The sequence below is a fragment of the Roseicella sp. DB1501 genome (assembly GCF_013112485.1).
Classification (GTDB): domain Bacteria; phylum Pseudomonadota; class Alphaproteobacteria; order Acetobacterales; family Acetobacteraceae; genus Paracraurococcus.
This window is the reverse complement of record NZ_JABFHG010000005.1, coordinates 115,179-139,352: the sequence shown is the minus strand read 5'-3', so window position 1 is coordinate 139,352 and position 24,174 is coordinate 115,179. Positions and strand designations below refer to the sequence as shown.

Sequence of the window (24,174 nt, the reverse complement as noted above, 5' to 3'; positions counted from 1 at the left end):
TAGAATTTCGCCTTACAGTTTATAAGGCGTCAAGGTTTCAGCGCCATGTCAGATCGCACTATTGCGGAGCCTTGGGCCGCCCGTCACCGGTCCCAGGATGCCACCATCTCCGCCGCCAGCGCCCCGAGGGCGAGCGAGGCGGTCAGCCCCGGGCTCTCGATCCCGAACAGGTGCAGCAGGCCGGGGACACCATGCACCTCCGGCCCCATCGGGGTGAAGTCCTGCCCGGGCGCGCCGGGCGGCACGATCTTCGGGCGGATGCCGCTATAGCCCGGCGCCAGCGCCCCGTCGTGCAGCCCGGGCCAGTAGCGGCGGATGGCGGCGTAGAAGCTGTCGCCGCGCCGCGGATCGACCTCGTAATCGAGGCCCCGCACCCATTCGACATCCGGGCCGAAGCGCGCCTGGCCACCGAGATCGATCGTCAGATGCGTCCCCAGGCCGCCCGGCACCGGCACCGGGTAGATCAGGCGGGAGAAGGGATTCCTTCCGGTGAGGGTGAAGTAGTTGCCCTTGGCGTAATAGGCGGTGGGGACGAGCTGGCTCGGCATGCCGGCGATGCCGCGGGCGAGTTTCGGCGCGTGCAGCCCGGCGGAGTTCACCAGCACCCGGCAGCGGAGCGCCATCGGCTCGACGCCGCCCACCTCGACGACGATCCCCTCCGGCACCGCCCGCCCGCCCAGCACCGGGGCATGGAAGACGAAGCCGGCGCCGGCATTCTCGGCATCGCCCTGCAGGCTCAGCATATAGGCGTGGCTGTCGATGATGCCGGTCGAGGGCGAGAGCAGGGCGGCGGTGCAGTGCAGTTCCGGCTCGAGGGCCAGCGCCTCCTCGCGCGTCAGCGGCGTCAGGTCGGGCACGCCGTTGGCCGCGGCGCGCGCCTGGATCGAGGCCAGCCGCTCCGCCTCGGCCTCGTCGGTGGCGACGATCAGCTTGCCGCAATTGGCATGCGGGATGCCGCGCTCCTGGCAATAGGCGTAGAGCTGGTGCTTGCCGGCGACGCAGGTCCGCGCCATCAGGCTGCCCGCCGGGTAGTAGATCCCGGCATGGATGACCTCGGAATTGCGCGAGGAGGTCTCGGTGCCGATCCCCTCCGCCGCATCCAGCACCAGCACCTCGCGGCCGGACAGCGCCAGGGCCCGCGCCACCGCCAGCCCGACCACGCCGGCGCCGACCACGATGCAATCGACTTCGTCCATCCTGTCCTCGTCCCGTCGCCTGCGGCGTCAGCGTCCGCGGAAGACCGGCTTGCGCTTCTCCTTGAAGGCGGCGAGCCCCTCGCGGATGTCCTCGCTCTCCTTGGCGGCCTTCATCCGGGCCTCCAGCGCCGGCACGTCCAGCGCCCCGTGGCCGATCTCGTTGATCGCCCGCTTGGCCCCCTGGACGGCGAGCGGCGCCAGCTCGCCGAGCCGGGCGGCGATGGCGTCGATCCGCGCATCGAGCTCGGCGGGGGCGACCAGATCCGTCAGGTAGCCGATGTGCAGCAACTCCTCCGGGCTCTGCTCCTCGGCCAACATGAAGAGCCGCTTGGCGTGGTTGAGGCCGAGCCGGGAGACGTAGCGGCGCAACCCGCTCTCGTAGTAATGCACGCCGATCCTGGCCGCCGGCATGAACATCACCGTCCCCGGGCTGGTGCCGACGCGGAAGTCGCAGGCGAGGGCGAGGTCGGTGCTGCCGCCATAGACCCCGCCATGCAGCCGGGCGATGGTCGGCACGGTCAGCATCTCGATCCGGTTGATCATGTCCTCGAAGCCGGCGCCGCCGGTCTCGCGGATGCCGCCGGCCTCGGCCTGGCGCGCCATGTCGCCGAGATGCGCGCCGGCCGAGAAGGCCTTGCCGGAGGAGGCGATGACCAGCACGCGCACCGCCGGGTCCTGCTCCGCCGCGGCGACCAGGCGCAGGATCTCGGCGATGTCCTCCGGCTGCACCCGGTTCATCACGGCCGGCCGGTTGAGCCGCAGCGTCGCACGGCTGCCGGTGATCTCGAGGGTGGGCAGGCTGCCCTCGTCCCGGGTCTTCGCGGCGGCGCTCATCGCGGCTGTCTCCTCCTGGCTCCCTGCCTTGTGCCGGCGGCGGGCGGGGCGGGCAAGGGTGGGGGCGGCGGATTCCACCTAGCCCTGGCCTTGCCCTTGGTCCTGCCCCTGGTCCTACCCCTGGCGCTGGCCGCCGGCGCGCGCCACTCTCGGGCGAAATCTGCCAGCGGAGGGCGCCATGTCCGATCTTCCCCGGACCGTCGAGATCCATGAGGAGGGTCCGCGCGAGGGCTTCCAGATCGAGCCCGGCCCGATCCCGACCGCGGAGAAGATCGCCCTCATCGAGGCGCTGGCCCGGACCGGGCTGCGCCACATCCAGATCTGCTCCTTCGTGAACCCCCGTCTGGTGCCCGGCTGGGCGGATGCCGAGGCGGTGGCGGGCGGCTTCCGGCCGGAGCCGGGCGTCCACTACACCGCGCTCTGGTTCAACGAGAACGGCCTCAACCGGGCACTGGCCTTCGCCGACCGGCTGAGCCTCGGCGGCTCCATCTCGCTCGCCGCCTCCGACGCCTTCTCCATCAAGAACCTGAACCGGCCGCATGCCGAGAATCTGGAGGCGATGCGCAAGCAGACCGCGGTGCACCGGAAGCACGGCATCAAGGTCACCCGGATCGGGGTGATGGCCGCCTTCGGCTGCAACTACCAGGGCGATATCTCTCCGGAGCAGGTCGTCCGCACCGTCGCCGACGGCCTCGCCCTCGCCGCCGAGGCGGGCGAGACCATCACCGATGTCTCGCTGGCCGACACCATGGGCTGGGCGACGCCGATCCGCATCGAGCGCGGCATCGGCGCGGTGCGCGAGCGCTGGCCCGATCTCCGCATCGGCCTGCACCTGCACGACACGCGCGGCCTCGCCGTTGCCAATGCCCATGCCGGGCTGCGGCTCGGCGTCACGCGGTTCGACAGCACGGCGGGGGGCCTGGGCGGTTGCCCCTTCGCCGGCCAGAAGGGCGCGGCCGGCAACATCGCCACCGAGGAGCTGGCGCTGCTCTGCGAGGAAATGGGCATCGACACGGGCATCGACCTCGATGCGCTGATCGAGGTCGGGCGCATGGCCGAGCGCATCGTCGGCCACCAGCTCCCCTCCGAGCTGCTGCGCGCCGGCAGCCTCGACGCCTTCCGCCGGCAGGCGGCATGAGCGAGGCCGCGGCCGGGCCGCAGCCGCTGCGCGGGCTGCGGGTGCTCGAGTTCAGCCATACCATCATGGGGCCCTGCGCCGGCCTGCTGCTCGCCGATCTCGGCGCCGACGTGATCAAGGTCGAGCCGGCGCCGCAGGGCGACCACACCCGCCGACTGCCGGGCTTCGCCTCCGGCTTCTTCGCCACCTTCAACCGCAACAAGCGCAGCCTCGCCCTCGACCTGAAGCGGCCGGAGGGGCTGGCGGTGGCGCATCGCCTCGTCGCCGCGGCCGATATCGTGCTGGAGAATTACGGGCCGGGCACGATGGAGCGGCTCGGCTGCGGCTGGGAGCAGCTCCGCGCCGTCAATCCGCGGCTGGTCTACCTGGCGCTGAAGGGCTTCCTCGCCGGCCCCTACGAGCACCGGCCGGCGCTCGACGAGGTGGTGCAGTTCCAGTCCGGCCTGGCCTACATGACCGGGCCGCCGGGCCGGCCGCTGCGCGCCGGCGCCTCAATCATCGACATCCTCGGCGCCGTCTTCGGCGTCACCGCCACGCTCGCCGCGCTGCGCGAGCGGGACCGGACCGGGGAAGGACAGCGCGTCTGCTCCTCGCTCTTCGAGAGCGCGGTCTTCCTGATGGGCAGCCACATGGCCGGCCTCGCCGCGACCGGCGAGGCGCCGCCGCCGATGCCGGCGCGCCGCGGCGCCTGGGGCATCTACGACACCTTCCGCACCGCCGACGGCCAGCTCTTCATCGGCGTCACCAGCGACCAGCAATGGGCCCGCTTCACCGCCGCCTTCGACCTCCCGGCGCTCGCCGCCGATGCCCGCCTCGCCACCAACGCGCAGCGGGCGCGGGAGCGGTCCTGGCTGCTGCCGGCGCTGCAGGAGGTGATCGAGACCCTGCCGCAGGCCGAGGTGTCGCGGCGCTGCGAGGCGGCGGGGATCTCCTGGGCGCCGGTCGGCCAGCCGGCCGATCTCTTCCAGGATCCGCATCTGCTGGCCGGCGGCGGGCTGCTGCAGACGGCGATCTCGGCGCTCGGCGGCGGCGCCGAGGTCGGGCTGCCGGCACTGCCGCTGGAATTCGGCGCCGGCCGGGAGCGGGTGGCGCTGCGCCGGCAGCCGCCGCGGATGGGCGAGCACAATGCCGAGGTGCTGGCCGAGGCGGGCTATGCCGCGGCGGAGATCACCGCCCTCTCGGCCGCCGGCGTGGTCGCCGCCCCGGTCCCGCCGGCCGATCCCTGAGCGGGCGGCGCGGGCGGGCTCGTACCGGCGGACCGGTCGGAGGCTCAGGACGGGGCACGCGTAGCGGCGCGACGCGACGGCCCGGGCAAACCGGAGGATTGCGCCCGGCGCCCGAGGACCGTTGGAATCAGCCCGTCGCCGCCAGCCGTCCGGCGGTCGCGGCGAAGCGGGTCAGGGCGCGCAGCCGCCGCAGCAGGTGCCGCTCCGCCGCGCGCGGCAGGGCGGACACCGTCTCCTCGCCGAGCTGCGAGAGCAGCAGCGGGCCAAGCCCGCGGCCGCGCAGCCGCCGGTCCTCGCTCGTCGCCGTCAGCCAGCCGCGATGCCCCGGCACCGCATAGACCGCGGCGACGACCCGCCGGCCGCAGATGGCGCCGAGCACGACCAGGCGCGAGCAATCGATCGCCGCGCCGGCGGCCGCGAGGCTTTCCGGGTCGCAGAGCGGCGGCTGCCAGGGCTCCGCGGCGGCGACCCGGCGCAGATGCGCGGCGAGGGCGGCGCGGTCCGCCGCCTCCAGCCGCCGCAGCTGCAGCCAGGGCACGGGCAGCTCGCGGGCGATGGCGTAGAGGCGCGACGGGGCGCGGCGGCGCGGGCGGCGAGGCGCTTCGGCGTCGGGCAGGCTGCGATCGGCCATACGCGTCTCCATTGGGATCGGTGCGGGCCTGCCCGGTCGGTCCTCGATGAGGACATAGCCGAACAGGGGGGCTTCGACTGTGCGGTGGCGCACGGAGTGGTTGCCGGGCGGTGAATCGCGCCGCCTGCGCCGGGCCGGTCAGCGATCCGGCGGCCGGCGCTGCGCCCGCCCGCGCCAAGCGATCAGCGCGCCGAGCGCCGGCAGCCCGGCCAACGCCGCGAAGGCGAGGGCATAGGAGCCGACCGCGCCCACCAACAACCCGAGCAGCGAGGGGCCGACGACGACGCCGGCGAAGGCGACGGCGAGCACGCCGCCGGTCGCCTCGCCGGCGCGGCCGGGCGCGGCCAGCCGGGCCGCCTCGGCCATCAGCACGCCGTTCCAGCCGGTGGCGCTGCCGCCGAGCAGCACGAAGAGGGCGATCACCGCCGCCGGCGGCCAGCTCGGGATGAAGGGCAGCAGCACACCCCCGGCCAGGGTGATGGTGCCGATCACCGCGAGCGTGCGCATCCCGTCCCGCCAGCGATCGGCGACGGCGCCCCAGAACAGCCGCGCCGCGGCGCCCACCGCCTGGGTCACCGCTGCGACCAGCCCGGCGGCGACCGGGCTCCAGCCTGCCTCCTCGACCAACATCGCCACGGTCATCGAGCCGAGGGCGAGCTGGAAGCCGGAATAGAGGCCGGAGATGGCGGCGAGCCCGGCCATGCCCGGCTGCTCCCGCAGCGCCCGCCAGCCGCCGCCGGCGCCGCGCGGCAGCGCCGCCCCGGCCTCGCGTTCCGCTGCCCAGGGGTGATGGAACAGGCCGGCGGCAAGGGCGGCGAGAAGCAGCAGCGCGGCCAGGGCGAGCAGGGCGCCGCGCCAGCCCAGCGCCTCGGCGAGCGAGGGCAGCAGCAGCCCGGCCAGGGCGCCGCCGATCGGCACGCCGGTCTGCTTCACCGCGAAGACCATGTTGCGCCGCCGGGCCGGGGCGAGCCGTGCCAGCACCTCCGTCGCGGCCGGATTGGTCAGGCCGTAGCCGAAGCCGGTCAGCGCCGCGCCGATCAGCGTGCCGGGCAGCCCGGCGAGCGGCACCAGCAGGCAGGCCAGCGCCGCGGCGGCGAGGGCGAGTTGCGTGCAGCGCGCCGAGCCATGGCGGCGCAGCGCCCCGGCCGAGAGCATGGAGGTGGCGCTGGCAGCGAGGTAAACCGCAGCCACCTGCCAGCCGATCCAGTGCGGCGCCACGCCGAGATCGGGCGCCACGATCGGCGCCAGCACCGGCAGGGCGAAGACGGTGAGCGTCGCCAGGGCCTGCGCCGCCGTCGTCGCCAGCAGCGCGGCCGTGAGACCGCCGAGCCAGCCCGCCGCCGGGTCGCCCCGCCCGGCCCCGCTTCGCCTCGCCAAGGCCGCGGCGCGGCCGCTACTGCGGCGGCAGCCGGAGCGCGCCGTCGAGCCGGATCGTCTCGCCGTTCAGCATCGGGTTGTCCGCGATCGCCAGCACCAGGCGGGCGAAGTCGCGATCCTCGCCGAGGCGCTTCGGGAAAAGCGGCAATTTCATGAGCGCCTCCCGCGCCGGATCGGGCAGGCCAGCCAGCATCGGCGTCTCCATCAGCCCGGGCGCGATGGTCATCACCCGGATGCCGCTGCGCGCCAGCTCGCGCGCCGCCGGCAGCGCCAGCCCGACGACGCCGGCCTTGCTGGAGGCATAGGCGCACTGGCCGAACTGCCCCTCATAGGCGGCGATGGAGGCGGTGTTGACGATCAGCCCGCGCTCGCCATCCGGCCCGACGGGATCGAGCGCCTGCATGCGCGCGGCGGCGAGGCGCAGCACGTTGAAGGTGCCGATCAGGTTCACCCGGATCACCCGCTCGAAGAGGGCGAGGTCGTGTGGCCCGTCGCGCCCGACCACCCGGGCCGGCGGCGCGATGCCGGCGCAGGAGACGACGAGGCGGAGCGGGCCGAGACCGGCCGCGGCGTCGAGCGCCGCCTCCACCGCGGCCGGATCGGCGACGTCGCCCGCAACGGCGGTGCCGCCGATGCGGGCCGCGACCGCCTCGGCCGCCTCGGCGCGCATGTCGAGAAGGACGGGCTTCGCGCCGGCGGCGGCGAGGGCCTCCGCCGTCGCCGCGCCGAGGCCCGACCCGCCGCCGGTGACGAGTGCCGAGATGCCCTGCAATTCCATGTCGCGCCCCTCGCTGCCGTGCCGGTCGGCGCCCGCGGCGCCGGGCACCGAGGCTCCCGCCAAAGCGGCGGCCGGTCAACGCACCCGGTCAACGCACCCGGTCAACGCACCCGGTCAACGCGGCGCGCGGCGCCTCAGAGCGCGACGGCGTATTCCTCCGGGCTCACCGGATCAGGCTCGGCGCCGGCGGTGTATTCGAAGACCACGCGGGAGACGGCGATGGCGAGCATGCGGCGGTCGCCGCTCTCGCCCTCGTCGGCGGGGCAGCCGCCGGTCTGGCTTGCCAGGCGGAGCAGGCGGACCGGCTGCGGGCCCTGCGGATGCACCAGCCGCACCGAGAAGGTGCCGCCCTCCCTGGCCGTCACGCTCACCTCGGCTGCGGCGTCGTCGAACTGCGCCACGAGGGCCGGCGCGGCGGCGCGATAGAGGCCGGTGACCTCGAGCGTGACCGCGCCGAGCGCGCGCTCGGCGACCGGGTTCAGCAGCAAGCCGCGCGGCCCCATCCAGCGGAAGGAGCCGTGCGGATAGACCTCCTCGCGGTGCCAGCCGGCGCCGAACAGCCCCGAATCGAGCGGCAATTCCAGCCGCTCCGCCAGGCGGTCGAGCATCGGCTCGCCGGCCGCCACGGCGCCGCCGCTCGCCAGCAGGCCGCGCAGCGCATCGGCGCAAGCGGCCGGCGCGCCGGCGAGGCGGTCGAAGAGCAGGGTCGAGGCCGCGGCGATGAAGGCGTCGATCCGCTCCTGCTGCAGGGCGAGCCGGCGCTCGAGCGCCGATTGCAGCCCCTGCTGCGCCGTGGCCGCGTCCTCCTCGATCTGCCGCAGCCGGCCATCGAGCTCGGCCAGTCGTCGCTCCGCCGCGCCGGCGCCGTGTCGGGTCCAGGCGAAATGCGCGACCGGCGTCTCCTGGCCGATGAGCAGCAGCGAGACGGACAGCCCCGCCTCCGTCAGGTCGGCCGGATGGATCGGCAGCGCGAAGCGGAAGGCGCAGCCGCCCTCCGGCAGGCCGACCGGCGATTCGATGCTGACGATGCGCGCCCCGGCGCCGTTGATCCGGGCATAAAGCACCGGCTCGAGCAGACCGTTGCGCGCCTCGCGCGCCGTGCCGCGCAGCACGCCGTGATCCATGCGGAGATCCTCGATCCGGATCTCCGGCGGCCCGAGCAGCGAAAGGGCCGCGTCGGCGCTGTCGATGCGCCAGGGGGTGGCGAGGTCGCGGCCGTCGCGCGTGGCGGCGATGCGCAGCTCCGTCGGCAGCGGCACCCGCGGCAACCGTGTGATGGGGATGGCGCAGAGTTCGCCCTGCTGCAGCCCGGCCGGCAGGTGGAGACGCCCCACTTCGATGCCGCGGCAATGCAGCAGCAAGGTCTCCGCCTCATGGAAGGGGCGCAGGGCCCGCAGGCTCAGCCCATCGGGCCCGAGACCGAGCGGAATGAGAGGGCAGAAGATCGCCTGGAAGCCGTCCATGACCTCGGCGGTTACCATGACGTAATGCCAAGTTACAAGAGAACAATACAAAAGATAATCAACCATTGGTTCACGAACCGCCGTTCAGGGTCGAACGGCCTGAACCGACCGGATCATGACCGCCGCGCGAGACACCTTGACCGTCTGGACGCCCTTGCCGCCCGAGCGCAACGGCATTGCCGACTATGCCCATGGACTGCTCGGCGGGCTGGACGGGCATTACGACTGCCGGGCGGCCTGCGACGACTGGCTGGCCCGGGCGCCGGAGGGGGTGGCGCTGGTCGATCCGGCGCTCGCCCATCGCGGGGCGGGGCCGCGCGTGCTGCACCAGATCGGCAACAATCCGGGGCATGGCTTCGTCTTGCGCGGCCTGCGCCGCATGCCGGGCGTGACCACGCTGCACGATCCGGGCCTGCTGTACCTCTATGAGACCACCGGCGAGCCGGCCGCCGCGATCGATGCCGGCATGGCGGCCGCCTTGCCGGGGCTGGCGGCGGTCTATGGCCGGCACCGGCGGGAGGAGGGGCTGCAGAGCCGGGCCAACCACCTCCTCTTCGACCTCGCCGGCGAGGTCCTGGCGCGGTCGCGGGCGGTCGTCGTGCATTCCCGCTTCGCCCGCAACCGCCTGCGCCTGGCGCACGGACCCGCGGCGACCGCGCATGTGGCGGTGATCCCGCATTTCATGCCGCCGGGGCAGATGCCCTCACGCGGCGCGGCGCGCGCCCGGCTCGGCCTTGAGCAAGGGGAATTCCTGGTGCTCACGGCGGGCTTCGCCACCGCGGCCAAGCGCTTCGACTGGCTGATCGCGGCGCTCGACATGGCGCTCGCCCACGGCGCGCGGCTGCGCTGGATCCATGCCGGCGCCGAGCGGGCGGAGGAATACGCCCTCGGCGCCGCCATCGCCGAGCGGCCGGCGGTCGCCGCCATCGCCCGGGTGACCGGCTACTGCGAGGAGACCGTGCTCGATGACCACATCGCGGCGGCGGATGTGCTGGTGAACCTGCGCTTCCCCTCGAGCGGCGAGAGCTCGGGCTCGCTGGCGCGCGCCTTCGCCGCCGGCACCTGCTGCATCGTGTCCGAGACCGGCGCCTATGCCGAGCTGCCGCGCGACGCGGTGCTGCAGCTGCCGCTGACCGGCACGCCGCGCATCCTGGGCGAGACGCTGCGGGCGCTGGCGGCGGCCCCCGACCGCGCCGCCGGGATCGGCGCCCTGGGCCGGCGATTCGCCCTCGCCGAGATGGCCCTCCCGGCCGTCGCGGCGCGCTACCGCGAGGTGATCGAGGAGTCGCTCGACCGGCCGGTTGCCGGCACGGCCCTGCCGGACCCGCCGCCGCTGCTGGTGCTCGAGGCCGGGGCGGGGCTGCGGCCGGCGCAGGTCGCGGCGATGCTCGCCGGGCGGCAGGGCCGCTGCCGGCTGCTGCTCGCCATGCCTGACCTGCCCGGCTTGGCCGCGCTGACGCTGGACCGCCCCGCGCTGCTGCGCGGCCTGCTGCCGGCCTCGGCCGACCTGCTGGCGATGCGGGTCCAGCGCACGCCTCGGCCCGGCCTGTTGCTCGACCTCCAACTCGGCTGGCCGGCATGAGCGGCGGCGGTGTCCTCGCCTGCCTGCTGCGCGAGGCCCTGCCGGCGCTGCGCCTGCTCGATCTCGGCCTGCCCGCGGCGCCGCTGCTCGGCTGGTGGCCGGGGGCGCTCTGCGGCATCGCCGATCCGGCGCGGCTGGCACCGGCCGAGGCGGCGCTGCTCGGGCGCTTCCGGCAAGGAGCGCATGGGGGGGCATGGGGGGGACCGCAGGGCATGCCGATCTTCGGGCTCGACCCGGCGGCGGATGCGGCGCTCCTCGCCACGCTGGAGAGCGAGGCGGCTCTGCTGCTGGCGCTCGACGGCGTCCCCCCGCCGGCCCTGGCACGGCTGCTGGAGGCCGGGGCGCTGCTGCTACGGCACGGCCGGACCGAGGGCCTGCCGCCGCCGCCCGGGCCGGAGCGCGGCCGCATCATGCTGCTCGTCGGCACGCTGGCGCGGATCGAGCGCTGGGACCTGCTGCTGCCGCCCGATGCGGTGGCGCCGGTCTTCACCCGGCTGCAGGATGCGGCGCATGGCCTCGCCGCCCAGCTCGGCGGCGGCCGCGCCTGGCAGGTCGGCGGGCGGCTGGTGACGGGTGGCCTCGCCAGCCTCGGGATGCTCGCCATCGGCGCCGAACGGGCGCCGTCGCTGCGCTTGCCGGGCGCGACGCTGTGGCACGACCTGCCCGCCGCGCCGGCGGCGGGGATAGAGGCGGGGGAGGGGCTGCGCCTCGGCGCGGCGCGGCAGGTCCGGCTGCTGCTCGGCGGCATGCCCGCCCGCCAGGCTTGGCTGCGGCTGCGGCTGCGCGGGCTGTCGCCGACGCGGATGCCGGCCCTGTTCCTCGATGGCCTGCGGCTGCAGACGCAATGGCGCGCCGATGACGAGGGGAGCGTGGTGATCGAGGCGCCGGCGCGGATGCAGGCCGGCCAAGCCAGCCTCGTCGGCCTCGCTCTGCCCGCCGAGGCACCGGCGGGCGCGGTCCTGCTCTCGCTGGAATTCGCCGCATGACGCGCAGCCCGCGCCTGCTGGTGGTCTCGCCGGCGCCCTCGCATCCCACCGACCAGGGCAATTCCGCCCGCATCCAGGGGCTCGGCGCCGGGCTGATGGCCCGCGGCGTGGCCTGCGACTTCCTCTACTACGCCACCGAGGGCTGCAGCCCGGCGCAGCGCGACGCCATGGCGGGCTTCTGGCGGGCGCTGCATCTCGTGCCGCCGGTGCCGACGGGCGCCATGCGCTTACCCGGCGTCTGGGGGCTGGACGACTGGTGCGACGCCTCGCTCGTCGAGCATGTCGCCGCCTTGCAGAGGCAGGCGCGCTACGATGCGGTGCTGGTGAACTATGTCTGGATGTCACGGGTGCTGGAGGCGGTGCCGGACGCCTTCCGCATCATCGACACCCATGACCTCTTCGGCGACCGGCATCTCGTCGCGCTGGCCGCCGGCATCGACCCCTCCTGGTTCTTCACCACCATCGCCGAGGAGGGACGGGGCTTGGCGCGCGCCGACCTCGTCATCGGCATCCAGGAGGAGGAGTCGGAGGAGTTGCGGCGGCGGTCCGCGACGCCGGTGACGACCATCGGCCACATGCCGCCGCTGCGCTTCCTCGACAGCATGCCGGCGGGGCCGCCCCGCTCGCCCTTCGGCTATCTCGGCAGCGCCAATCCCTGGAACATTGCCTCGGTACGGGCGCTGGACGCGGCGCTGGCGGAGGCGGGCGGCATGCCCTGGCTGCTCGCCGGGCGGATCCTGCAGCGGCACGACCTGGTCCTGGCCAGCCACCCGCAGCGGCTGGGCGAGGTGGCGGACCCGGCGATCTTCTACGACGCCGTCGATTGCGTGCTGAACCCGATGGTCCCGGGCACCGGGCTGAAGATCAAGACCGTGGAGGCGCTGGCGCATGGCCGGCCGATTCTCGGCACGCGGCACGCCTTCGCCGGGCTGCCGGCCGAGCATCCGGGCCATGCCGCGGCGGATATCGCGGAGATGGTTGCGCTGATGCGGGAATGGCGCGCCAGCCCCGCCTTCCGCGATGGGCTGGCGCGGGCCTCGCGGCTAATGGCGCTCGGCTATGCCGCCGATCTCGCGCTGCAGCTCGATGCGCTGGCGGCACGGCTGCACGCCCTCGCCTGAGCGCCGCGCCCCGATCGGCGGGCCGCGGGTCATGGGCCGCGGGGGGGCCGGGATTGCCCCCCGCCGCCGCCGCGGTCAAAGTGCGCGGCCAAGGCGCCCCGGCGCAAGGTCGGGGCTGGAGGAGAACCGCCGATGGCCTATCCGAACGTCCAGCTCTACATCAATGGCGAATGGCGCAATGCCCGGTCCGGCCGGACGGGCGAGGTCATCAACCCGGCGACCGAGGAGGTGATCGGCACCTACGCCTATGCCGGCAAGGAGGACCTGGACGAGGCGCTCGACGCCGCGGAGAAGGGCTTCGCCCAGTGGAAGAAGGTCTCGGCCTTCGACCGGTCCAAGGTGATGCGCAAGGCCGCCGACATCCTGCGCAGCCGCGCCGACGCCATCGCGCGCATCATGACCCTGGAGCAGGGCAAGCCGCTGCCCGAGGCGAAGATGGAGGTGATGGCGGGCGCCGACGTCATCGACTGGTTCGCCGAGGAGGCCCGCCGCGCCTATGGCCGCGTCATCCCGGCCCGCGCCGAGGGCGTCTATCAGCTCGTGGTGAAGGAGCCGGTCGGCCCCGTCGCCGCCTTCACGCCCTGGAACTTTCCGATCAACCAGGTGGTCCGCAAGCTCTCGGCCGCCGTCGCCACCGGCTGCTCGATCATCGTCAAGGCGCCCGAGGATACCCCAGCCTCGCCGGCCGAGCTCATCCGCGCCTATGCCGATGCCGGACTCCCGGCCGGGGTGATGAACCTCGTCTATGGCAGCCCGGCCGAGATCAGCGAGTACCTGATCCCGCACCCCGTCATCCGCAAGGTGACCTTCACCGGCTCGACCCCGGTCGGCAAGCAGCTCGCCGCCCTGGCCGGCCAGCACATGAAGCGGGTGACGATGGAGCTCGGCGGGCATGCGCCGGCGATCGTCTTCGACGATGCCGATCTCGACCTGGCGGCGAGGACGCTGGCCGCGGCCAAGTTCCGCAATGCCGGCCAGGTCTGCGTCAGCCCGACCCGCTTCCTGGTGCAGGAGGCGCTCTACGAGCCCTTCGTCGAGAAGTTCGTCGCCGCGGCCAAGGCGGTGAAGGTCGGCAACGGGCTCGAGGAGGGCACCCAGATGGGCCCGCTCGTGCATGAGCGGCGCATCCCCTGGGTCGACGGGCTGATGGCCGATGCGCGGCAGAAGGGCGGCGAGGTGCGCACCGGCGGCGAGCGCATCGGCAACAAGGGCTATTTCTACCAGCCGACCGTCGTCACCGGCCTCTCCAAGGAGGCGCGGATGATGAACGAGGAGCCCTTCGCGCCGGTCGCCATGATCGCGCCCTTCAAGGAGTTCGAGGAGGTGGTGGCCGAGGCGAACCGGCTGCCCTACGGCCTCGCCAGCTACGCCTTCACCCGCAGCGCCAAGACCGCCAACGCCATCGCCTCCAAGGTCGAGAGCGGGATGATGACGATCAACCATCTCGGCCTGGCTCTGCCCGAGGTGCCCTTCGGCGGCATCAAGGACAGCGGCTATGGCTCGGAGGGTGGGCTCGAGGCGATCGAGGCCTATCTGAACACGAAGTTCGTCAGCCAGGCGGGCCTCTGATCATCTCCCCATGACACCGCGGTGCGGCGTCATGGGGGCCCCGTGAGGCGCTTCTGATCCCAGAGACGTCACAGCCTGCCGCGGCTTCGCCGCGGCACGGCAACGGGCAGCAATGGTTGCGGCGCAGGGCGGCAAGGCCCGGACGCGCCGTGCATCATGGCTCGATGCCGGACGCCGTGAAGGCGCGCCGGGCCTCGGAGCCGGCGAGGAATTGCAGCAGCGCCTCGCCCGCGCCGTCCGGCAGCGCCGCCGCGCCATAGGCGGTGTAGCTCTGCAACGCGTCAGGCAGCGGGCCGAGCGCCTGCAATGCCGGCACCTGGGCGATCTCGGTCGTGGCGCCGAAGCCGAGCTCGGCGCCGTCCCCCTGCAGCAGGTGCTGCATCACCTCCGCCCCGGTCGCATAGCGCCGTGCCTTTTCCGCCAGCAGCGCGGCGAGGCCGAGCCGCGCGAAGAGCCGCTCCATCGCCAGGCCGGTCGAGGCGCGGTTGAACACCACCGCATCGGCCGACTCGACGGCTGCGCGCAGGGTCGCCGCGTCGCGGATCGCCGGGGCCGGCGCGCCCCGGCGCACCACCACCCCGATCCCGACCCGCCCGAGCGGCAAGGCGGGCCCCGCCAAGCGGTCGCCGAGGCTGTCGAGCAGCGCCGCCGGCGCGACCAGGAGATCCGGCCGCTCGCCGGCGAGCATCCGCTCCCGCAGCTGCGGCGCCGTGGCATAGGCGATCTGCACCGCCCGGCCGGTCTGCGCCCGGAAGGCGGCGACGGCCGCGGCGATGCCCGGCTCGACCGCGCCGGCGCTCAGCAGCCGGATCGCCGGCTCGCCGCCGGCGGCGAGCAGCAGCGGCGAGAGGCCGAGCAGGAGGCGCCGGCCGGGGACGAGGCGCCTCATTCCCGCGTCGGGATCCAATTGGACAGGGCAAGGCCGCCATCCACCACCACCGTCGTGCCGGTGACATAGGCCGAAAAGCGGTCGGCGAGCAGGGCGACGGCCATGCGCGCGACATCCTCCGCCTGGCCGAGCCGGCCGAGCGCGATCCGCGCGGCGAGCGCCGGATCGGCCTGGAAGCCGCCGCCGGCGATGGCGCCGGGCGCGATGGCGTTCACCCGGATGCCATGGGGGCCAAGGGCGCGCGCCAGCTCCTGCATCACCATGGTCAGCCCGGCCTTGCTGGCGCTGTAATGCGGCAGGTTGCGCGGCGAGCCGGCATGCAGCGAGGTGACGTAGAGCATCCGCCCGCGCGGCCCGCCCGCCGCCGTGTCCCGCATGTGCCGCCCCGCCAGCTGGCCGAGCTGGAAGCCGGCCTCGAGATTGACCGCGACCATCTGCCGCCAGGCCTCCGGCGACACGGCAAGCGCCGTCTCGCCTTCCTGCCGCTTCGGGCTGGCGCTGTGGACCAGGAGGCTGACGCGGCCGAGCCGCTCGCGCGCGGCCTCGAACAGCAGGGCGGCGCCGTCGGGGCGGGCGAGATCGGCCGCGACGGCCTCCGCCGCTCCGCCGGCCGCGCGGATCGCCGCAGCCGCGGCCTCGCCGCCGGCGGCATCCCGGTCGGCCAGGAGCAGGCGCGCGCCCTCGGCGGCTAGGGCGGCGGCGATCGCCCGCCCGATGCCGTTCGCCGCGCCGGTCACCAGCGCGGCATCGCCCGCGAGCAGCCCGTCCGCCATGCTGTCCTCCTTCGCTTCCCCCGGATGGAGTGGCCCGAGGCGCGGGAGGCGGCAAGCGCCATCCCTTGCGGCGAGGCGCCGGCCGCCGCCATGCTGGCCCTAAATCAGGTAGGAGGACCGCCCATGCGCGCCAATGCCATTCGCGTGGAACCCGTTGTCGGCGCAGTCGGTGCCGAGATCCATGGCCTCGACCTCGCCGTCCCGATCGGCGAGGCGGAGGTGGCGATGATCCGCGAGACGCTGTTCGACCGCGGCGTCGTCTTCTTCCGCGACCAGACGCTGACGCCGGAGCAGCACATCGCCTTCGCCACCCGCTTCGCGCCGATCAACGTCAACCGCTTCTTCCGCCATGCCGAGGGCTATCCCGAGATCGCGGAGGTGCGGAAGGAGCCGGGCCAGACGAAGAATATTGGCGGCGGCTGGCACACCGACCACAGCTATGACCAGGTGCCCGCCATGGGCTCCATCCTGTTGGCGCGCGAGCTGCCGCCGACCGGCGGCGACACGCTCTTCGCCAGCATGTACGCGGCCTATGATGCGCTGTCGGACGGGCTGAAGGCGACGCTCGCGGGGCTGCGCGCCGTGCATTCCAGCCGGCATGTCTTCGGCGCCTCGGTGCAGCGCGAGCAGCAGCAGGACGGGCGGCTGCGCAATGCCGACCTCGCCGTGCAGGATGCCGCGCATCCGGTGGTGATCCGCCATCCCGGCAACGGCCGGCAGGCGCTCTACGTCAATCCCGGCTTCACCCTGCGCTTCGAGGGCTGGACCGATGAGGAGAGCCGGCCGCTGCTCGACTATCTCTACCGTCATGCGGCACGGCCGGAATTCCAGTGTCGCTTCCGCTGGCAGGAAGGCTCGATCGCCTTCTGGGACAACCGCGCCACCTGGCACTATGCGGCGAACGACTACCAGGGCGAGCGGCGGCTGATGCACCGCATCACCCTGGAGGGCGAGGCGCTGTCCTGATGACGTGACCTCGGTCGCCGGCGCCACCTCCGGTGGCTCGGCTTCGCCGCGCCGCGGGGTCAGGCCTTGACCAGCGGGCAGCCACCCTCGGCGAGCGGCCGGAAGGCCTCCTCGCCGCGGATGGTCTCCGCCACCTCCAGCAGGTCCCATTCGCCGCGCGACTGCCGCGGCTGCTTCACCCGCAGCAGGTAGACGTCGCGCACCACGCGCCCGTCGGCGCGCAGCACGCCGTCCTTGGTCATGAAGTCGTTGATCGGCATCTCGCGCATCTTCGCCATCACCGGCGCGGTCGCATCCGTGCCGGCCGCCTGCACCGCCTTCAGGTAGTGCATGACGGCGCCGTAGGAGCCGGCCTGGAAGGCGGTGGGCGGCCTGCCATGCGCCTTGGCGAAGCGCGCGGCGAAGGCGCGGGCGGCGTCGGTCTGGTCCCAGTAGTAGCTCGCCGCATAGACCATCCCCTGGCCGGTCTCGAGGCCGATGGAGCGGATATTGGTCAGCGAGCAGTTCAGCGCCGCGGGGACGATGCCGCGGCGGATCAGGCCGAACTCGCCCATCTGCTTGGCGATGTTGATCATGTCCGTGCCGCCGGCGCAGATGCCGACCGCCTGGGCGCCGGAGGCGGCGGCGCGCACGAGGTAGGAGGAATAGTCGCTCTCGCCGAGCGGGGCGCGCACGCTGCCCACCACCTCGCCGCCCAGACCCTTCAGGATCGCGCCGGCATTCGCCTCCAGCGAGTGGCCGAAGGCGTAGTCGGAGGTGATGAAGAACCACTTCGTCTTGCCGCCGCGCACCAGCGCCGTGACCGGCCCCTTGGCCGCCGAGTAATTGTCGTAGACCCAATGCGCCGTCCAGGGGCCGCAATCCTTGCCCGTGAGGTCGGTGGTGCCGGCCGACATCGGCACGACGATCCGCTGCTTCTCCTTCGACAGCGTCTGCACGGCGAGGGCGACGGCGGAATTGCCGAGGCCGGTGATGATGTCGACCTTCTCTTGGTCGAACCAGCGACGGGCGATGCCCATGCCGATATCGGCGCGGTTCAGCAGGTCGCCGTGCACCAGCTCGATCGGGGCGCCGAGCACCTTGCCGCCCATATCCTCGATCGCCAGCCGGGCGGCCACCACCTCGCCCATGCCTTGCTGGTCAGCGAAGACGCCGGTCATGTCGTTCAGCACACCGATCTTCACCACGCCGTCGGAGACTTGGCTTTGGGCGCGCCCGGGCAGAATGTGGACGAAGGGCAGCGCGGCGGCGGTGCCGAGCAGGGTTCTGCGACGCATGCGGATCTCCTCCCTCGGCCGTTCGGTACGGCTTCGTTGCGGGCAGGCTAGAGCGCATTCACTCTGACTGGAAAGACGGAATGCGCTCCATCCACGTTACTTGCAGAGCAGATTCACGCCTCCGGGCGGTTCCGCCCTGCGGCGATCTGCTCCGGGCGGGGAGGAGGGAGCCCGGCAAGCCCGGCACCCGCTATTCCAGCTTCACCCCCGCCTGCCGGATCACCGCCGCCCAGCGCGCCCGCTCCTCGCCGAGAAAGGCGGCGAAGTCGGCCGGCTGGTTGCCGGCCGGCACCGCGCCCTGCTCGCGCAGCAGCCGCAGCACCTCGGCATCGGTCAGCGCGGCGGTCGCGGCCCGGTGCAGCCGCGCCAGGGCCTCGGGCGGGGTCCCGGCCGGCGCCAGCAACCCGTGCCAATTGTCGGTCATCACCGAGGGCAGGCCGATCTCGGCCATGGTCGGCACCTCCGGCAGCAGCGGGTCGCGCGCCTTGCCGCCGATGGCGAGCGCCCGCAGCGCGCCGACGCGGACATGCGGCAGCAGGATCGGCAGGTCGGCGAAGCCGAGCTCGACCTCGCGCGCGACCAGCGCCAGGGCGAGCGGGGCGCCGCCCTTGTAGGGAACGTGCGTCAGCCGGATGCCGGCGGCGAGCTGCAACAGCTCGCCCGCCAGATGCGGCATGCCGCCCGGCCCGGTCGAGCCGTAGTTCAGCTCGCCCGGCCTCGCCTTCGCCGCCGCGACCAGCGCCTCGACGCTGCGCCAGGGCTGCGCCGCCGGCACCGTCAGCGGCTCGTGCACGATGACCGCGAGGCTGATCGGCGCGAAGTCCCGCGCCGCGTCATAGGGCATGGCCGGCTGCAGCGAGGGCGAGATGACCAGCCCGCCGGCGCTGCCCATGCCGATGACATGCCCGTCCGGCGGCGCCTTCGCCACCGCGTCGAGGCCGGTGACGCCGCCGGCGCCCGGCCGTGCCTCCACCACCACCGGCTGGCCGAGCTCGGCCGACATCCGCGGCACCAGCAGCCGGGCGATGATGTCGCTCGGCCCCCCGGTGGCGAAGGGGACGATCAGCCGGACCGGCCGGTCGGGGAAGGGTGCCGCCAGGGCCGGCGCGGCGGCGAGGGCGGGCAGCGCCAGCACGGCGCGGCGGTGGAAGCGCATGGTTCCTCCCCAGATCCTGGCCGGGGCTTTCATGGCCCTCGGCGGGCTGCGAGTATGGCCCCCGGCCGCCGGCCCCGGCGAGGGCCGGCGGCCCAGCGAGAGGGAACAGGACCGCGTCCATGCGCATCACCGCCGTCACCGGCCATATCCTCAGCAGCCCCTTCACCTATGGCGGCCCGGCCGGGCCGGGCGGCAACCTGCATCTGCGCGACATCGACACGCTGCTGGTGCGCGTCGAGACGGATGCCGGCATCACCGGCTGGGGCGAGGCCTTCGGCTTCAACCTGGTCCGCACCACGCGGCAGGCGCTGACCGAGCTCATCGCGCCGGTCTGCCAGGGCGAGGCGGCGGGCGACATCGCCGGGCTGATGCGCCGGCTGCAGCGGCGCTTCCACAATTTCGGCCGCAACGGTGCCGTCACCTTCGCGCTTTCCGGCCTCGACATCGCGCTCTGGGACATCGCCGCCAAGGCGGCCGGCAAGCCGCTGCACGCGCTGCTCGGCGGCGCCCGGCGGGAGCGGGTGCCGGCCTATGCCAGCCTGCTGCGCTACGGCGATGCCGGCCATGTCGCGCGCAACACGGCGGAGGCGATCCGCCGCGGCTATCGCCGCATCAAGCTGCACGAGGTCGATCTCGGCTGCATCCGCGCGGCGCGCGAGGCGGCGCCGGCGGAGGTGCCGCTGATGCTCGACATCAACTGCGCCTGGGACAGCGTGGAGCAGGCGGTCGGCTTCTGCCGGGCGGTGCAGGGGATGAATGTCCGCTGGGTGGAGGAGCCGGTCTGGCCGCCGGAGGATTTCGCCGCCATCGCCGCGGTGCGCCGGGCGGGCGGCACCGGTATCGCGGCGGGGGAGTGCCTCGGCAGCCCGGAGAGCATCGGCACCATGCTGGCGGCCGGCGCCGTCGATGTGGTGCAGCCGAGCGTGACCAAGGTCGGCGGCGTCTCGGCCATGCTGGCGGTGCGCGACCTCGCGGCCCGGCATGGCGCGGCGCTGGTGCCGCACTGCCCCTATTACGGCCCTGGGCTGCTGGCGAGCCTGCATGTTCTCGCCTGCGCCGAGGTGGAGGAGCCGCTGGAATACTATTTCGCTGACCTCGCCGCGCCGCCCTATCCGGCGCTGATCCCGCGCGACGGCTATGTCGCCGTGCCGCAGGGACCGGGGCTCGGGCTCGAGATTGATCCGGCGCTGCTCGCCGGCGCGGGCTGAGCGCGCCGCCACCGGGTTTTCCACCGCTGGCCGATCCGTTCTAAACGCCGCCGCATGATCGGATCGCTCTCGGCCCCGGCGCTCGCCGCGGGGCTGCTCGCCGGCTTCGTCGGCTTCGCCTCCTCCTTCGCCGTGGTGCTGCAGGGGCTCTCGGCCATGGGCGCGAGCCCGGCCCAGGCGGCGTCCGGCCTGATGGCGCTCTCCATCGCCATGGGGCTGTGCGGCATCGTGCTCAGCCTGTGGCGGCGGATGCCGATCAGTGTCGCCTGGTCGACGCCGGGCGGGGCGCTGCTCGCCGCCTCGGCCCTGCCGGCGGGCGGCTTCGCCGAGGCGGTCGGCGCCTTCCTCATCGCCGGCGCGCTGATCCTGCTGGCCGGGCTGTGGCGGCCGCTCGGCCGGGCGGTCGCCGCCATCCCGCCGCCGCTGGCCAATGCCATGCTCGCGGGCGTGCTGCTCGGCCTCTGCCTGGCGCCGGTGCGGGCGCTGGCGGAGGCGCCGCTGCCGGGCCTCGCCATCCTGCTCGGCTGGGCGCTGGTGGCGCGGGTCAACCGGCTGCTCGCCGTGCCGGCGGCGGTGCTGATCGCGGTCGTTGCCATCGCCATGACGGTGACGCTGCCCTCCGGCCTGCTGGCCGCGGCGGGGCCGGCGCCGGTGCTGGTGATGCCGCGCTTCTCCCTCGCCGCCCTGATCGGCATCGCCCTGCCGCTCTTCCTCGTCACCATGGCGTCGCAGAACATTCCCGGCATGGCGGTGCTGACGGTGAACGGCTACCGGCCGGCGCCCGGGCCGCTCTTCGCCGCCACCGGCCTGTTCACCCTCGCCGCCGCGCCCTTCGGCGGCCATGCGGTGAACCTCGCCGCCATCACCGCCGCGCTCTGCGCCAGCCCCGAGGCCGATCCCGATCCGCGCCGCCGCTGGCAGGCCGCGGTGGTGGCGGGGCTGGTCTATGTCGCCTTCGGCCTGCTCGCCGGCATGGCGACCCGCTTCGTCGGCGCCGCGCCGCCGATCCTGATCCAGGCCGTGGCCGGCCTCGCCCTGCTCGGCGCCTTCGCCGGCGCGCTGCAGACGGCGCTCGCCGTGCCCGAGACGCGGGAGGCGGCGGTCATCACCTTCCTCGTCACCGCCTCCGGCCTCACCATCCTCGGCATCAGCGGCGCCTTCTGGGGGTTGCTGGGCGGCGGGGCGATGCTGCTGCTGCATCGCCGGCGCGGCTGATATCAATGGCCCTCAAGCGCCGGGCGCGAACCTCCGGCTTGCCTGGCTACGCGGCATGGGTCGCGGGCCCCGTTCGGGGCCTCGGACCGGTCAAAGGACCGGCCCGTTGGTCTATTCCGGCGACCTATTCGGCCTTCACGCCGGCGGCCGCTACCGCCTCCCGCCAGGTCGCGGAGTCCGCGCGCACCAGCGCGGCGAAATCCTGCGGCGAGGTCCAGGCCGCCTCGGCGCCCTGCGTGCTCAGCCCCTGGCGCAGGGTGGCGTCGGCGCTCGCCGTCCGCAGCGCGGCGGAGAGCTGGGCGGCGATCGGTGCCGGCAGGCCGCGCGGCGCGACGGCGCAATACCAGTTCTCGGCGAGAAGCTGCGGATAGCCCTCCTCGCCGGTGGTGCGCAGCTCGGGCAGCGAGGGGCTGTGCTGCCGCGCGGCGAGGGCGAGGGCGGTGATGGCGCGCGCCTTGATGTGCGGCAGGATCACCGGCAGGTCGGCGAAGAGAAGCTGGATCTGCCCGGCCACTAGATCCGTCACCGCCGGGGCGGCGCCGCGATAGGGCACGATCTCCGCCTGGATGCCGGTCTGCGCCCGGAAGCGGTGCGCCGTCAGGTGGCTGATGCCGGCCGCGCCGGCGGTGCCGATGTTGAGCGTGCCGGGGCGGCGCCGCGCCAGTTCCAGCAGCGCCGGCAGGCTGGTCACGCCGAGGCCGGGATGCGCGACCAGCGCCTCCGGCACCGTCGCCACCACGCTGAGCAGCGTGACATCCTCCGGCACCCGATAGGGCATGCTGGGCTGGGTGTGCGGCGCGATCACCAGCGAGCCGCCATCGACGATGCCGAAGAGGCTGCCATCCGGCGGCGACTTCAGGACCGCGTCGGTCCCGACCACGCCGGAGCCGCCGGCGCGGTTCTCGACCAGCACGGTCTGGCCGAGGGCGGCGGTCAGCGCCGGGGCGTAGAGCCGGGCGATGATGTCGTTCGGCCCGCCGGGCGGGTAGGGGACGATGGCGCGGATGGGGCGTGCGAGCCAGCCGGTCGCCGCCGCATCCTGGGCCCGGGCCTGGCCCAGTGGCAGCGCCGGCAGGGCGCCGAGCAGCACACGTCGTCGCATTCCCTTCCTCCCCTCGTTCCGCGACGCATGCTGCCCGCCGGGCCGCGATGCGGCCAGGGGCGGCGGCCTCAGTCGAGGGGCAGCGCGTAGGGGTCGAAGGCCGGGTAGGGGTCGGTATAGGGGTTGGGCGGCGGGGGTTCGGGCGCGGCATAGGGCGCTGGGGGATAGGCCGCCGCGGCCGCCTGCTCGCGGTCGAGCCCGTTGCCGACCACCCCGCCGAGCAGCGCCCCGGCAGCGGCGCCTCCGAGCACGCCGAGGCCGCGGTCATGCGGGCCGGCGGCGACGCCGCCGATCAGCCCGCCGGCCAGGGCGCCCGCCGTGGCGCCCGCCCCGGCATTCGGGCCCAGCGACGGCGCATAGCCATAGGGCGGATAGGCGGGCTCCTGGACATAGACGCAGCCGCCCAGGGTGAGGACGAGGAGGGCAGCACCAATGGGGCGGAAGCCGGTCATGCGCCCAGCCTGCCGCCCGCCCGCGGCCTTCCGGCGGCGCGAAGGTGGCGAGGCCAAGGCAGAGAGGCCGGGGCAGGCGAGTCGGCTCGACAGCCCGCCGCCGCCGGGGGAGAAGCGGAGACCCCCAGCCAGGCGGACCGGCCGTGTCGAACTCCCAGCGCCCGCAGGCGCCGCTCCTCGAGATCCTGCGCGTCTTCGGCGCCATCGGCATGGCCAGCTTCGGCGGCGGGCTGCCAGGCTGGATGCATCGGGAGATCGTCGAGAAGCGCGGCTGGATGGCCGAGGAGCGCTTCCTGGCCGGCATCGCGCTCGGCCAGGTGCTGCCGGGGCCGAACAGCGTCAACCTCGCCCTCTATATCGGCCAGCAGCTGCGCGGCTGGGCCGGCGCCGCCATGGCCTTCCTCGGCATCCTCGGGCCGCCCTTCCTGTTCATCCTCGGCCTCGCCCTGCTCTACGGCCGGCTCGGCGGCATGGCCGGGCTGGGCGTGGTGCTCTCCGGCGTCGCCGCGGCGGGGCTTGCCAACTCGCTCACCGTCGGCCTGCGCACGGCGCGGCGGATGCGGGGGCTGTGGTCCTGGGCGGTGGTGCTGGCGACCTTCCTCGCGGTCGGCGTGCTGCGCCTGCCGATGGTCCCGGTGATGCTGGTCCTCGGCCCGGTCAGCATCGGCCTCGCGGCGCGGTTCGGCCGGCATGCCTGAGCGCCTGCTCGCGCTGATCCTGGTCTTCGCGCCGCTCTCGCTCGTCTCGCTCGGCGGCGGGCCCTCGATCTTCGCCGAGATGCAGCGCCAGGCGGTCGAGGTGCATCGCTGGATGCCGGCGGGGATGTTCACCGATCTCTTCGCCATCTCGCGCGCCGCGCCCGGCCCCGGCTCGCTGATCGGCGCGCTGGTCGGCTGGCAGGCGGCGGGGTTCCTTGGCGCGCTGGTCGCGGCGCTCGCCCTCTACCTGCCCTCCTCCCTGCTGCTGCTCGCCATCGGGCATTGGTGGCACCGGCGCGGCGACGGGCCGTTGCGGCGGGTGATCGAGCGCGGGCTGGCGCCGCTCGCCGTCGGCCTGATCTTCGCCGGGGTGCTGACCCTGCTGCGCGCCGACGGCGCCGGCTGGCTGGAGCTGGCGACGCTCGGCGTCAGCGCCTGGGCCCTGCTGCGCGGGGTCAGCCCCTACTGGGTGTTGCTGGCGGCGGGGCTGTTCTACGCGATGCTGCAACAGCTCGGGGCGATCGGCGGCGGTTGACG

General features: G+C 74.1%; 23 protein-coding genes. 11 read left to right on the top strand and 12 right to left on the bottom strand.

Features of this window, described 5'->3' with window-relative positions; all coding sequences use genetic code 11:
- Window positions 1–83: 83 nt before the first annotated feature.
- Both HJG45_RS11570 and HJG45_RS11565 read right to left on the bottom strand, forming a co-directional pair.
- Window positions 84–1,196: an NAD(P)/FAD-dependent oxidoreductase gene (locus tag HJG45_RS11570; RefSeq protein WP_171612283.1), complete on the bottom strand. Its 1,113-nt coding sequence runs from the start codon at window positions 1,194–1,196 to the stop codon at window positions 84–86.
- A gap of 27 nt (window positions 1,197–1,223) precedes the next feature.
- On the bottom strand, window positions 1,224–2,030 hold the full coding sequence (locus HJG45_RS11565; protein ID WP_171612282.1) for an enoyl-CoA hydratase/isomerase family protein: 807 nt from the start codon (window positions 2,028–2,030) through the stop codon (window positions 1,224–1,226).
- A 178-nt stretch (window positions 2,031–2,208) separates the two neighbouring features.
- On the opposite strand from HJG45_RS11565, the gene HJG45_RS11560 reads away from it, so the two are divergent.
- Both HJG45_RS11560 and HJG45_RS11555 read left to right on the top strand, forming a co-directional pair.
- Window positions 2,209–3,168: a hydroxymethylglutaryl-CoA lyase gene (locus HJG45_RS11560; RefSeq protein ID WP_171612281.1), complete on the top strand. Its 960-nt coding sequence runs from the start codon at window positions 2,209–2,211 to the stop codon at window positions 3,166–3,168.
- Window positions 3,165–4,394 (top strand): CaiB/BaiF CoA-transferase family protein, encoded by a 1,230-nt coding sequence (locus tag HJG45_RS11555; RefSeq protein ID WP_171612280.1) that lies wholly within the window; start codon window positions 3,165–3,167, stop codon window positions 4,392–4,394. Before HJG45_RS11560 ends, HJG45_RS11555 begins: the two co-directional genes overlap by 4 nt.
- A 127-nt stretch (window positions 4,395–4,521) precedes the next feature.
- Here the strand turns inward: HJG45_RS11555 and HJG45_RS11550 are convergent, their stop codons facing one another.
- The 4 genes from HJG45_RS11550 to HJG45_RS11535 form a co-directional block, all read right to left on the bottom strand.
- The gene (locus HJG45_RS11550; protein WP_171612279.1) at window positions 4,522–5,025 is read right to left on the bottom strand and encodes a hypothetical protein; all 504 of its coding nucleotides are present in this window, start codon (window positions 5,023–5,025) and stop codon (window positions 4,522–4,524) included.
- A 138-nt stretch (window positions 5,026–5,163) separates the two neighbouring features.
- Window positions 5,164–6,402 (bottom strand): MFS transporter, encoded by a 1,239-nt coding sequence (locus tag HJG45_RS11545; protein WP_171612278.1) that lies wholly within the window; start codon window positions 6,400–6,402, stop codon window positions 5,164–5,166.
- Between the two features lie 16 nt (window positions 6,403–6,418).
- Complete coding sequence (locus HJG45_RS11540; RefSeq protein ID WP_171612494.1) at window positions 6,419–7,180, bottom strand: SDR family NAD(P)-dependent oxidoreductase; 762 nt, start codon at window positions 7,178–7,180, stop codon at window positions 6,419–6,421.
- A 134-nt stretch (window positions 7,181–7,314) separates the two neighbouring features.
- Entirely contained in the window at window positions 7,315–8,661 is a 1,347-nt protein-coding gene (locus HJG45_RS11535; protein ID WP_171612277.1) for a hypothetical protein, read from the bottom strand.
- Between the two features lie 97 nt (window positions 8,662–8,758).
- On the opposite strand from HJG45_RS11535, the gene HJG45_RS11530 reads away from it, so the two are divergent.
- The 4 genes from HJG45_RS11530 (at window position 8,759) to HJG45_RS11515 (ending at window position 13,901) form a co-directional block, all read left to right on the top strand.
- A complete protein-coding gene (locus HJG45_RS11530; RefSeq protein ID WP_171612276.1) occupies window positions 8,759–10,225 on the top strand; it encodes a glycosyltransferase in 1,467 nt (488 codons plus the stop codon).
- Window positions 10,222–11,211, top strand: a complete 990-nt coding sequence (locus tag HJG45_RS11525; RefSeq protein ID WP_171612275.1) for a hypothetical protein — start codon at window positions 10,222–10,224, stop codon at window positions 11,209–11,211. Before HJG45_RS11530 ends, HJG45_RS11525 begins: the two co-directional genes overlap by 4 nt.
- Complete coding sequence (locus HJG45_RS11520) at window positions 11,208–12,332, top strand: glycosyltransferase (RefSeq protein ID WP_171612274.1); 1,125 nt, start codon at window positions 11,208–11,210, stop codon at window positions 12,330–12,332. Before HJG45_RS11525 ends, HJG45_RS11520 begins: the two co-directional genes overlap by 4 nt.
- Before the next feature lie 132 nt (window positions 12,333–12,464).
- A complete protein-coding gene (locus HJG45_RS11515; RefSeq protein ID WP_171612273.1) occupies window positions 12,465–13,901 on the top strand; it encodes an NAD-dependent succinate-semialdehyde dehydrogenase in 1,437 nt (478 codons plus the stop codon).
- Window positions 13,902–14,055: 154 nt separating this feature from the next.
- Here HJG45_RS11515 and HJG45_RS11510 read toward each other — a convergent pair whose 3' ends face one another.
- Both HJG45_RS11510 and HJG45_RS11505 read right to left on the bottom strand, forming a co-directional pair.
- Window positions 14,056–14,790 (bottom strand): substrate-binding domain-containing protein, encoded by a 735-nt coding sequence (locus tag HJG45_RS11510; protein ID WP_171612272.1) that lies wholly within the window; start codon window positions 14,788–14,790, stop codon window positions 14,056–14,058.
- Window positions 14,787–15,563 carry an SDR family NAD(P)-dependent oxidoreductase gene (locus tag HJG45_RS11505; protein WP_171612271.1) on the bottom strand — a complete coding sequence of 259 codons (777 nt, stop codon included), beginning with the start codon at window positions 15,561–15,563 and terminating at the stop codon, window positions 14,787–14,789. Before HJG45_RS11505 ends, HJG45_RS11510 begins: the two co-directional genes overlap by 4 nt.
- A gap of 123 nt (window positions 15,564–15,686) precedes the next feature.
- Between HJG45_RS11505 and HJG45_RS11500 the strand changes: the two genes are divergently transcribed.
- On the top strand, window positions 15,687–16,529 hold the full coding sequence (locus HJG45_RS11500; RefSeq protein WP_171612270.1) for a TauD/TfdA family dioxygenase: 843 nt from the start codon (window positions 15,687–15,689) through the stop codon (window positions 16,527–16,529).
- A gap of 59 nt (window positions 16,530–16,588) precedes the next feature.
- Here the strand turns inward: HJG45_RS11500 and HJG45_RS11495 are convergent, their stop codons facing one another.
- Entirely contained in the window at window positions 16,589–17,806 is a 1,218-nt protein-coding gene (locus HJG45_RS11495; RefSeq protein WP_171612269.1) for an ABC transporter substrate-binding protein, read from the bottom strand.
- A gap of 190 nt (window positions 17,807–17,996) precedes the next feature.
- On the bottom strand, window positions 17,997–18,962 hold the full coding sequence (locus tag HJG45_RS11490) for a tripartite tricarboxylate transporter substrate binding protein (RefSeq protein WP_171612268.1): 966 nt from the start codon (window positions 18,960–18,962) through the stop codon (window positions 17,997–17,999).
- A gap of 119 nt (window positions 18,963–19,081) precedes the next feature.
- Here HJG45_RS11490 and HJG45_RS11485 point away from each other — a divergent pair, with 119 nt between their 5' ends.
- Both HJG45_RS11485 and HJG45_RS11480 read left to right on the top strand, forming a co-directional pair.
- Window positions 19,082–20,170 carry a mandelate racemase/muconate lactonizing enzyme family protein gene (locus tag HJG45_RS11485; protein ID WP_171612267.1) on the top strand — a complete coding sequence of 363 codons (1,089 nt, stop codon included), beginning with the start codon at window positions 19,082–19,084 and terminating at the stop codon, window positions 20,168–20,170.
- 54 nt (window positions 20,171–20,224) lie between these two features.
- A complete protein-coding gene (locus HJG45_RS11480; RefSeq protein ID WP_171612266.1) occupies window positions 20,225–21,385 on the top strand; it encodes a benzoate/H(+) symporter BenE family transporter in 1,161 nt (386 codons plus the stop codon).
- Window positions 21,386–21,509: 124 nt separating this feature from the next.
- Here HJG45_RS11480 and HJG45_RS11475 read toward each other — a convergent pair whose 3' ends face one another.
- Entirely contained in the window at window positions 21,510–22,487 is a 978-nt protein-coding gene (locus HJG45_RS11475) for a tripartite tricarboxylate transporter substrate binding protein (protein ID WP_171612265.1), read from the bottom strand.
- Between the two features lie 68 nt (window positions 22,488–22,555).
- Complete coding sequence (locus HJG45_RS29210) at window positions 22,556–22,939, bottom strand: glycine zipper domain-containing protein (RefSeq protein ID WP_171612264.1); 384 nt, start codon at window positions 22,937–22,939, stop codon at window positions 22,556–22,558.
- Between the two features lie 143 nt (window positions 22,940–23,082).
- On the opposite strand from HJG45_RS29210, the gene HJG45_RS11465 reads away from it, so the two are divergent.
- Both HJG45_RS11465 and HJG45_RS11460 read left to right on the top strand, forming a co-directional pair.
- Entirely contained in the window at window positions 23,083–23,637 is a 555-nt protein-coding gene (locus tag HJG45_RS11465) for a chromate transporter (protein WP_171612263.1), read from the top strand.
- The gene (locus HJG45_RS11460) at window positions 23,630–24,172 is read left to right on the top strand and encodes a chromate transporter (RefSeq protein WP_171612262.1); all 543 of its coding nucleotides are present in this window, start codon (window positions 23,630–23,632) and stop codon (window positions 24,170–24,172) included. The genes HJG45_RS11465 and HJG45_RS11460 overlap by 8 nt, the downstream gene beginning before the upstream one ends.
- Window positions 24,173–24,174 lie beyond the last annotated feature (2 nt).